The sequence below is a fragment of the Intrasporangium sp. genome (genome assembly GCF_035688975.1).
GTDB lineage: Bacteria > Actinomycetota > Actinomycetes > Actinomycetales > Dermatophilaceae > CALMNV01.
This window is the reverse complement of sequence record NZ_DASSMH010000003.1, coordinates 1-9677: the sequence shown is the minus strand read 5'-3', so window position 1 is coordinate 9677 and position 9677 is coordinate 1. Positions and strand designations below refer to the sequence as shown.

General features: G+C 74.5%; 8 protein-coding genes and 1 pseudogene. All 9 read right to left on the bottom strand.

Translation table 11 applies throughout. From position 1 onward, the window contains the following. The coding region (locus VFJ94_RS00210; RefSeq protein ID WP_325002149.1) for an IS1380 family transposase at nt 1–958 on the bottom strand (958 nt) is incomplete at its 3' end. Between the two features lie 301 nt (nt 959–1259). After that, a complete protein-coding gene (locus tag VFJ94_RS00205; RefSeq protein WP_325002148.1) occupies nt 1260–1952 on the bottom strand; it encodes an NUDIX hydrolase in 693 nt (230 codons plus the stop codon). Further along, nucleotides 1949–3673: a CTP synthase gene (locus VFJ94_RS00200; RefSeq protein ID WP_325002147.1), complete on the bottom strand. Its 1725-nt coding sequence runs from the start codon at nt 3671–3673 to the stop codon at nt 1949–1951. Before VFJ94_RS00200 ends, VFJ94_RS00205 begins: the two co-directional genes overlap by 4 nt. 16 nt (nt 3674–3689) lie before the next feature. Further along, nucleotides 3690–4796, bottom strand: a complete 1107-nt coding sequence (locus VFJ94_RS00195; RefSeq protein WP_325002146.1) for a glycosyltransferase family 4 protein — start codon at nt 4794–4796, stop codon at nt 3690–3692. Then, entirely contained in the window at nt 4793–6460 is a 1668-nt protein-coding gene (gene murJ, locus VFJ94_RS00190; RefSeq protein WP_325002145.1) for a murein biosynthesis integral membrane protein MurJ, read from the bottom strand. The genes VFJ94_RS00195 and murJ overlap by 4 nt, the downstream gene beginning before the upstream one ends. After that, entirely contained in the window at nt 6457–7329 is an 873-nt protein-coding gene (locus VFJ94_RS00185; RefSeq protein ID WP_325002144.1) for a hypothetical protein, read from the bottom strand. The genes murJ and VFJ94_RS00185 overlap by 4 nt, the downstream gene beginning before the upstream one ends. Next, a complete protein-coding gene (locus VFJ94_RS00180; protein ID WP_325002143.1) occupies nt 7326–8270 on the bottom strand; it encodes a copper transporter in 945 nt (314 codons plus the stop codon). The genes VFJ94_RS00185 and VFJ94_RS00180 overlap by 4 nt, the downstream gene beginning before the upstream one ends. After that, nucleotides 8267–9445 (bottom strand): putative cytokinetic ring protein SteA, encoded by a 1179-nt coding sequence (steA, locus tag VFJ94_RS00175; RefSeq protein ID WP_325002150.1) that lies wholly within the window; start codon nt 9443–9445, stop codon nt 8267–8269. The genes VFJ94_RS00180 and steA overlap by 4 nt, the downstream gene beginning before the upstream one ends. 46 nt (nt 9446–9491) lie before the next feature. After that, a pseudogene (locus tag VFJ94_RS00170) lies at nt 9492–9677 on the bottom strand (DNA repair protein RecN); the annotation flags it as partial.

Below are 9677 nucleotides of genomic sequence, written 5' to 3'. Positions count from 1 at the left end.
GGCCCGGGACATGGTGCGCGGTCTTCTGAGCGGCGAACGCGGTGAACGGGATCTCGGCGACCTCGGCGCGGGAGATCCATGCCCCGGTGGCCTCGTCGCGGATCGCGTCGGTGTACTCGATCGTGGTCCACGCGTGCTCGTCGATGCCAGCGATCGCGGCCTTGATCGTGGCGGTCAGCCGGACCGTGACGGACACGTCCGCGCCACCGGCCAGCGTGGCACGGACCGCGGGTCCACCGAAGAACGCGGAGTCCATCCGGACCAGGACGGGCCGGTGTGGCCCGAGCAGGCGCCGGGCTTGTTTCACGGCGTCGGCGATCAGTCGGGCCGCGCCGCGTGGGGACCCGCACGAGCCCTTGCGCAGCCGTTGCGCGACGATGACCGGCGCGTGTCCGGCGGTGGTGAGGGTGGCCAGGAACGCGTTGAGCCCGCGGACCTTGGAGTAGCCGAACCCGGCGCCCTGTTTCTGGTGGCCGTGGACCTCGATGATCGTGTCGTCGACATCGAGCAGGGCGTACTCGCCGGTGGCGGGTGCTGTGCCGATGCCCTGTTGCGCAGCCGGGCCGGTCAGGAGCCGGGTGGATGCGGCCAGGGCGAGCAGGAACCGGGCTGCGACCGCGTCGAGCTGGCGCACGTGCCCGAAGGTGAACGCCCGCAGGAACGACCCGAGGGTCGACGGCGCGTACGCCGAGCTGAAGACCTTGCCCATTCCGCCGTGGCGCAGCACCGCCATGTCATCGATGCTGTCTGCGCCGGCGAGCATGCCCCCGATGATCGAGGCGACCTTCAAGCCGGCGTTGGCGCCTTTGTCCGTGGCCACCGTCAGCCGCTCATCGGTGAGCGTTCGCAGGCCGGCGGCGTCGGACAGAGCCATGACGGGGACGAGTCCGGCGGAGGACACGAGGTTCGGGTCGTCGAAGACTGCGGAGGTCCGGGTCAGGGTGTGAGAGAGTTTCACCTACGAGATGCCCCTTGTGCGCGACGTGGATTGAAGCGTGAAGAACTCCAATTCTGTTGCAGCACAGGGGCATTCTCATGCTCCGACGCGCTGAATCACCTCACAACGGCCTGTCCATCGGTGGATCGAGGCTTAGGTACGGGCGAAAGTGGCCACTCGACCCGAGGAGGAGCCTGCACCCGCGCGGAAGTGGCCACTCGACCCGAGGAGGAGCCAGCACCCGCGCGAAAGTGGCCACTCGACCCGAGGGGGGTAGCCAGCACCCGCGCGGAAGTGGCCACTCGACTTGGCGGCGGCCGGCTCAGGCCCGGTCCGAGGGGGGAGCCGGCTCTCGGTTGGCCGGGTGCTCTGGCCACGGCGCGTCGTGGGGCCGGACCGTCTCCCAGCCCCGCGCACGGGCCGCGTGCGCGGCGAGCACCCCGATGATCGCGGACGAGTTGTGCAGGCGACCGGCGAGGACCGCGGCGTGCGCCTGGTCGATCGGCACCCACAGGGGACGCAGGTCGACCTCCTCCCCCGTCCGCGCGTGTGCGTGGTGTGACGGCACGTCCTGCAGCTCGCGGGCGAGAAAGATGCGTACCGCCTCCGGAAAGGCTCCCGGGGACGCGAAGCTGTCGATGAGGACGTCCCATCGGCGGGCTACGAGGTCCACCTCCTCGTGCAGCTCCCGGGCGGCCGCCTTCCACGGCGGCTCCTCGTGGACGTCGAGCAGGCCGGCGGGCAGCTCCCACAGGTGGGCGGCGGCCGGGTGCCGATACTGCCGGATGAGCAGCACGTGGTCGACCCCGTCGAAGGGGTGGACCGCCACGGCGACGACCGCCCCCGGGTGGCGCACGAAGTCCCGGACGACGACGCCGCCGGCCCCGAGGTCCACGGTGTCCCGCTGCACGTCGAAGATCTTGCCCCGGAACGGGATGTGGCTGTGGATGACTGGCTTGGACCCGAGCACGTCGACGAGGTCGTCGCCCGTGCCGCGCGGGGCCGTGAGGCTCACTCGGCGTCGATGCCGGCAGCCACCGGCACCGGCTCGTCGCCAGCCCGAAGGCTGCGCTCCACCTCGACCAGCCGCTGGCTGCGCTGCTGCTCGAGCGCGGCGCCGACGAGGCCGGCGAAAAGGGGGTGGGCCCGGTTGGGGCGCGACAGGAACTCCGGATGCGCCTGGGTCGAGACGTAGTAGGGGTGGGCATCGGCCGGCAGCTCCACGAACTCGACAAGCGTGCCGTCCGGCGACGTGCCGGAGAATACGAGCCCGGCGGCCTCGAGCTCGCCGCGGTAGGCGTTGTTGACCTCGTAGCGGTGCCGATGACGCTCGCGGACCTCGGCGGTGCCATAGGTGTCCCGCACCACACTGCCCTCCGCGAGCCGGGCCGGGTAGCCACCCAGGCGCATGGTGCCGCCGAGGTCGCCCGCGCCCTCGACGAAGGCCTTCTGCTCCTCCATCGTCGCGATGACGGGGTGCTTCGTGCCGGGGTCGAACTCGGTCGAGGACGCGTCGGCCACGCCGAGGACGGACCGGGCGTACTCGATGGCCATGCACTGCAGCCCGAGGCAGATGCCCAGAGTCGGCACCTGCTTCTCGCGGGCCCACGTCAACGCGCCGACCTTGCCCTCGATGCCGCGGACGCCGAACCCGCCGGGCACGAGCACGGCGTCGACGCCGCCGAGCGCCTTCTGGGCGCCGGCCGGGGTCTTGCACTCGTCGCTGGCGACCCACCGGATGCGCACGCGCGCGTCGTGGTGGAACCCGCCGGCGCGCAGGGCCTCGGTCACCGACAGGTAGGCGTCGGGCAGGTCGATGTACTTCCCCACGAGGGCGATCTCGACCTCGTGCTCGGGGTCGTGGACCCGTTGGAGCAGCTGGTCCCACTCGGTCCAGTCGACATCGCGGAAGCCGAGACCGAGGCGGCGGATGACGTAGGCGTCGAGCCCCTCCCGGTGCAGCACCTTGGGGATGTCGTAGATGCTCGGCGCGTCGACGGCCGCGGCGACCGCCGCCACGTCGACGTCGCACATCAGCGAGATCTTGCGCTTGATCGGCTCCGGGATGTCCCGGTCAGCACGCAGCACGAGGCCGTCGGGCTGGATGCCGACCTGGCGCAGCGCGGCGACGGAGTGCTGGGTCGGCTTGGTCTTGAGCTCGCCGCTCGGGGCGAGGTAGGGGACGAGCGAGACGTGCAGGAAGAACGAGTGCTCCCGGCCGATGGCGTGACGCACCTGGCGGGCCGCCTCGAGGAAGGGCAGCGACTCGATGTCACCGACGGTGCCGCCGATCTCGGTGATGATGACGTCGGGCGCGTCCGGACCGCCCGTCGCGAGCGCCCGCATCCGGGCGACGATCTCGTTGGTGATGTGCGGGATGACCTGGACGGTGTCGCCGAGGTACTCCCCACGGCGCTCCTTGGCGATGACGTTGTTGTAGACCTGTCCGGTGGTCACGTTGGCCGCGCCGACCAGGGCGACGTCGAGGAAGCGCTCGTAGTGGCCGATGTCGAGGTCGGTCTCCGCGCCGTCGTCGGTGACGAAGACCTCGCCGTGCTGGAAGGGGTTCATCGTGCCGGGGTCGACGTTGATGTAGGGGTCGAGCTTCTGCATCGTCACCCGCAGGCCGCGGGACCGCAGCAGCCGGCCGAGGCTCGAGGCCGTCAGCCCTTTCCCGAGCGAGGAGGCGACGCCCCCGGTCACGAAGATGTGCTTGGTCGTCCGCGTATCCACCACGGGCTTGCAGTCTACGTCATGGACGCAGGGCCGCCCGGTATCGGCTCACCCAGAGGCGCGCCTCGTCCTCGGAGGTGTCCCAGGCCGCGGCCACCTCCCGGCCGCGGACGCTGCGGCGGGCCCGCTCGTCGGGGTCCCCTAGCAGTCGGTCCACGGCCGCGGCGACCGCGCCCGCCGAGCCCACCGGCACGACGACGCCGGCGTCGGCGACGAGCCCGGGCAGACCCCCGACGGCCGGCACCACGACGGGGACGCCGGCCGCCATGGCCTCCTGGACGACCAGCGACCGGGCCTCCCACCGGCTCGTGAGCACGACGACGGTCGCGGCGCGCAGCCACTCGGCGATGTCGGCCACCGGTCCGGCGAAGTGCAGGCGTATGCCGCTCGCCGACCGTTCGAGCTCGGCCCGCAGGGTCTCGTCCCCGGCGCCCACGACCACCCACGTCGCTCCCGAGGCGGACTCGCGGGCCGCGGCCACGAGGGTGTCCAGGTCCTTCTGGGGGGCGATGCGCGAGACCGTGAGGACGAGCGGCCGGGACGCGTCCGTGCCCGGTATGCCGTCGAGGACCCGCGTGCGGGCCGCTGCCCGCTCAAGGTCGCTGGCCACGGGCGCGGCCAGCAGCTGACCGATGGCCGGGGACGCCACGGTGGCCAACCGGGGCTGTCGGGCGCCGAGCGACCGCGCGAGGCCGACGAGGTCGTCGCTCGCCCCCGTGACGAGGTCGGCACGGCGCAGGGCCCACCCGACCAGCCGGGCGCCCGGACCGCTCCGCGCACCGGGCGGGAGGTCGTTGTGCAGGGAGACGACGAGGCGCGGCCGAGGCCGCGCCCGAGCGGCCACCACCGCCGCGACGACGGCGGCCTGGTGGCCGTGGGCGTGCACCACGTCGACGGTGCGGGCCCGCAGCATGACCCGGTGCCAGTCCAGCGGCGCCCGCAGGGCCGCGGGCCCAGGACGAAGGGGCCACAGCGGCTCGGCTCCGGACCAGCCGAAGTGGTCCGCGGTCATCCGGTCGGTGACGATGGTGACGCCGAGCCCGAGGCCGCGGAGGTCGGTGGCGAGCCGGTCCACGTGGTGGCCGATTCCGCCCGTCGAGCGGCCCACCAGGAGAAGCACTTTCACGCCGTCTCCTCCACCGGGAGGCTCCTGCGCCGCCGCAGCATCCGGTCGGGGACGGAGCGGTCGAGCAGGGCGGCGACGAGGGCGAAGACCACCACGGCGAAGCCTCCGGAGACGGCGCAGGCGAGCGTCGCCGCACCGAGGGAGCCCGGCCGCCACATCCCGCCCAGCCACCAGCCGCCGGTGGCCGAGACGACGGCGGCCGCGGTCCCCGCCCCGAGCGGCCGCCACGGCACGTCGAGGGCGCCGCTGCCCCAGGCCCGCCGGGTCAGCACCACCAGCCCCGCGGCCGCTGCGAGGAGCCCGAGGCTCGAGCCTGTCGCGACGGCGGCCAACGTCTCCGCGGGTCCCGCGGAGCCGCGGAGGACGGTGAGGGGCAGGGCCGTCGTCGCGGCCCAGCCCAGCGCCACGACGACACCGGCCATCCTGGCCCGGCCCCGGACGTAGAGCGCCCGGCTGAGAAGGGCGATCACGCAGAGCGCGAGGACGCCGGGCGCGAGGGCGACGAGGGTGGGCGGGATCGCCTGGAGCGCGGTGACGCCCGCGGCGCTCTCCCGCCCGGCGTCGAGCCAGGTGAAGAAGGCGCCGACCGGGCGGGCGATGGCGACGAGGAGCGCCGCAGACAGCAGCCCGGCGAGCAGGGTCGCGAGCCAGGTCCCTCGCAGCGTTGCCGCGGCCACCGGCGCGCCGGTCGGCTCCGCCTCCTCGAGGGCGGCCTGACCGGCGAGCGCCGGGAAGGCCGCCGTCGCGAGGGGCACGGCGAGCACGGCATACGGAAGCAACGACACGGCCTGGGCGTAGGTGAAGACGTTGAGGGTGCCCGGACCACCGCGGTCGTTGGCGACACGGATGACGACGACGGTGGCGAGCTGCTGGCCGGTCAGGGCCAGCACCCCCGCCGTGGCGAGGCGGCGCACCCGTCGGGACACCCCGTCCGGGAAGCGCAGGGTGGGGCGCAGCCGGATGCCCGCCCGGCGGGCCGGCAGGAGCAGCGGGGCGCTCAGCGCGAGCACACCGGCGGACGTGCCCGCCCCGAGGACGGCGATCGCGGTCGATGAGACGGTGTCGACCGGCGCGGCCGGGTCGGCGACGAGCGTGCGGTAGGCGGCGTACGTGACGATCACGAGCAGGCTGGACAGCAGCGGCGCCAGCGCCGGGGCCGTGAAGCGGCCATGCGCCTGCAGGACCCCCGAGAGGACGATTCCCACGCCGTAGAGCGGGATCTGGACCGCGAAGACTCGCAGCAGGTCGGCTCCGAGCGCCAGGGCGTCCGGGCACGAGCCGTCGCCTCCGACGAGGAGTGCCGCCACGGGGCGCGCTGCCAGCGCCACGAGCCCGGCCAGCGGGGTGAGGACGACGACGGCCCACGTGAGCAGCGCCGAGGCGGTGGCGTCCGCGTGCGCTCGGTCGCCTCGGCCGAGGGCTGCGGACACGAGGGGGACGACCACGGCCGCCAGCACGCCGCCGGCCGCGATCTCGAAGAGGACGTTGGGGACGGTGTTGACGCTCTGGTAGACGCTGCCCACGCACGTGGCGCCGACCGTGTGCGAGAAGACGACCCAGCGACCGAAGCCGACGGCGCGGGCGAGCAGCGTGAGCACGGCGATGGATCCGGCCGCGACGGCGACGGACCGCGCCGCGCCGCGCGGCTGTCTCGCGTCCCTCATCCGACTGGTCGGCCCCACTGGTCGATGCGACGCAGGAGGTCGTTGCGGTCGATGACCGTGGAGAAGCTGACCCGCTCGGCCGCCAGGGTCAAGGCGGCGAGACCGGCGAGGGCACCGGCTCGGCCCGGCAGCCCGGTGCGCTCGACGATGGCGAGCCCGAGGAGCGCGCCGGCCGCGTTGGCACCGGTGTCGCCGAGCATGGAGCGGGCCGCGAGGTCGTCGGCCAGCACGCCGACCGAGGCGCCGGCCACCGCGGCGGCGGGCACCGAGCCACGCAGCGCACCGACGAGCCCGGCGACGAGGGCGACCTTGAGCGCCCGGCCGGGCCGCAGGTCGAAGAGGTTCACGGCGTTGGCCGCACCGGCCACCACTCCACCGCCGAGGAGCGCGCCGAGGAGCCGGGCGGGCTTCGGGCTCACGGGCAGGCCGGCTCGGACCCGGGCGGCGCGACGCGGCGGGTGGGCGTCGGTGAGGCCGGTCCCGGCGGTCCCCGTGGCGAGGAGGCCCGCGACCTTCGCGGCCCCGGTGGTCACCTCACCCCGAGCGAGCGCCCGCAGGTGACCCCGCAGGCCCTTGCTCCTCGCGTCTCCGGCGAGGTCGTCCAGCGCGCCCAGGGCTCCGGCGGACAGGACGACGGCGAGGCCCGCGGCCCGTCGCCTGGCGGCCAGGCACCCGGCGGCCGCGCCGAGCACCCACGCCGGGCCCTCGAGCAGCGTGACCGTCCGGCCGGCGTGGTTGGTCCGGGCCCACGGCTCGCGCAGGCGCCCCGGCAGGGCACCCGCTGCGGCGGCCGCGGCGCGCGACGTCGCGAGCGCGACGCCGAGGGCGAGCGCCGCACGGCGGCGGGCGGCGCGGTGCGGCGGGCTCACGGCCGCACCTTCGGGACCGTGGCGGTCGCGCCCGGGGACGTGCCGTAGTGCCCGGTCTGCTCGTCGAGCTCCGACTCGAGGGCCAGCACGACGGTCGCTGGCCCGCTCGGCTCGGTCGCATGGTCGACCGTCGAGACGACCGCCTTCGTCTTGGCGTCCGCCCGCACCGCAGCCACCGCGTCGGAGGCGGCGGGCTGGCCGGCGGCAGTGACGGGGGCCCCGCCCACGACGACGGCGGCCCGGGAGGGGGCGGCGAGCTCGGCGACGAGCGCCCGCACGGCCTCGGCCCGCCGGGCCACGACCGGGTCCTCCCCCGTGAACGCGCCGGAGACGACGACGACGAGGTCGCCGGCCGCGAGGTCCGGCGCCGAGCTGTCGAGCAGGCCTGCCCCCGAGAGGATCTTCAGGGCGGCTGCGCGGGCGGGCGCCGGCAGCCCCTCGGCGGTGGGCGTCACCAGCCGCGCCAGCACCTGGCGCAGGAGCGGGTCCCCGGTGAGGCCGCCGCCCACGCCCAGCGCGCCGGCGGCCTGGCCCGCCGCGCTCGCCCGGTCTGCGGCCCGGGTCGGTTCGAACCAGTCGTTCGCGAGCGTGACCGTGCCTCGGGCAGGTGCACCGGCGGTGGCCAGGGTGGCCTGGAGGTTCGTGACGAGGCGGTCGTCGGCGGACGGCAGGACGACCAGGACGGCGTGGTGCCCGTTGAGACGGCCGCGGACCACCCGGTCGCCGACCGCCCCGGCATACTCGCCCGACGCGGCCGCGAGCTTCTCGGTGGCGTCGAGCTTCGCGTTGAGGTCCTGCTTCTCGGCGCGCAGGGCGGTCACCTGATCCCCCAGGGTGCTTCCGAGACCGGCCTGGAGCGGGCCGGCGCCGAGCACGATGCCGACGGCGAGCGCCAGGAAGATCGAGATGATCGAGACCAGGTGGTAGCGGAAGTCGATCACGTGAAGGTCCCGACGAGAGCGGACCACAGGTCGTCCCAGTGCGCGGCGAGCACCTGCAGCCAGGCCTGCCCAGTGGGCGTCGATGCCACCGCCGCAAAGAGGGCGAGCAGTCCGACGAGGAGCATCGTGAGCAGCAGTCCCCCCGGGATGCGCGCCCGGTAGAGGCGGCTGACGCCCTTGGCGTCGACGAGCTTGCCGCCGACCCGCAGCCGCGTGAGGAAGGTGCTGGCCTGGCCGTCGCGGCCCTTGTCGAGGAACTCGACGAGCGTGACGTGCGTGCCCACGGCCACGATGAGCTCCGCCCCGCAGTCGTCGGCGAGCAGCATGGCGACGTCCTCGCTCGTCCCGGCCGCCGGGAAGAGCACGGGCACCAGGCCCAGCGCCTCCACGCGCCCGAGCCCCGGCGCGCGACCGTCCCGGTAGGCGTGCACGACGATCTCCGCACCGCACCGCAGCGCGGCGTCGGACACCGAGTCCATGTCCCCGACGATGAGGTCGGGGCGGTGGCCGGCCTCGAGAAGCGCGTCGGCCCCGCCGTCGACCCCGATGAGGACGGGGCGGTACTCACGGATGTAGGGCCGCAGGGTCTGCAGGTCCTCGCGGTAGTGGTAGCCCCGCACGACGATGAGGCAGTGCCGGCCCTCGATCCGCGTGCGGATGGGCGGCACGCCCACTCCGTCGAGCAGCAGGTCGCGCTCCTTGTGGATGAACTCCATGGTGTTCGCCGCGAAGGCCTCGATCTGGACGGCGAGGCCGGCCCGGGCCTCCTGCATGTCGGCCTCGACCGCGGCGGCGTCGAGCGGTCGACCGGTGGCCACGGCCTCCGCTCCGCTCCACAGGGTGTCGCCATCGAGGAGGACCGGCTCGCCGTCCCTGATCCTCATCACCTCGGGACCCGCGGCGTCGAGGACCGGGATGCCGGCGTCGAGCAGGATGCGCGGGCCGAGGTTGGGATAGCGGCCGGAGATCGAGGCAGAGGCGTTGACGACGGCGGCCGGGCCGACGGCGACGAGGGCCTCGGCGCTCACCCGGTCGAGGTCGGCGTGGTCGATGACGGCGACGTCCCCGGGGCGCAGCCGCTTGGTGAGGTTCTTGGTGCGCACGTCGACCCGCGCCGGACCGGCCACTCCCCGGACGGCGGGCGTGGGCTGGCGGCGGCGGATCGACAGGGCCATGGTTGGTCCCATCGTGCCATGCGGCCCCCGCACCACCGCCCGGGCCTCAGGCCGGCGTGCGCAGGGCCGCAGTCTGCGCGAGCAGGTCGAGCGCGTGCGCGAGTCCGGCGCCCGAGTCGGGATCACCGCCCATCATCCTCGACAGCTCTCGCAACCGCTCGTCGCCCTCGACGGCCGTGACGCTGCTCGAGGTGACCGAGCCCTGCGCCGACTTGGACACCACGAGGTGACG

What these genes read in the sequence shown, in the direction of transcription:
- murJ (WP_325002145.1), bottom strand. Translation starts at nt 6,460, where the DNA reads ATGAGGGACGCGAGACAGCCGCGCGGCGCGGCGCGGTCCGTCGCCGTC.
- steA (WP_325002150.1), bottom strand. Translation starts at nt 9,445, where the DNA reads ATGGCCCTGTCGATCCGCCGCCGCCAGCCCACGCCCGCCGTCCGGGGA.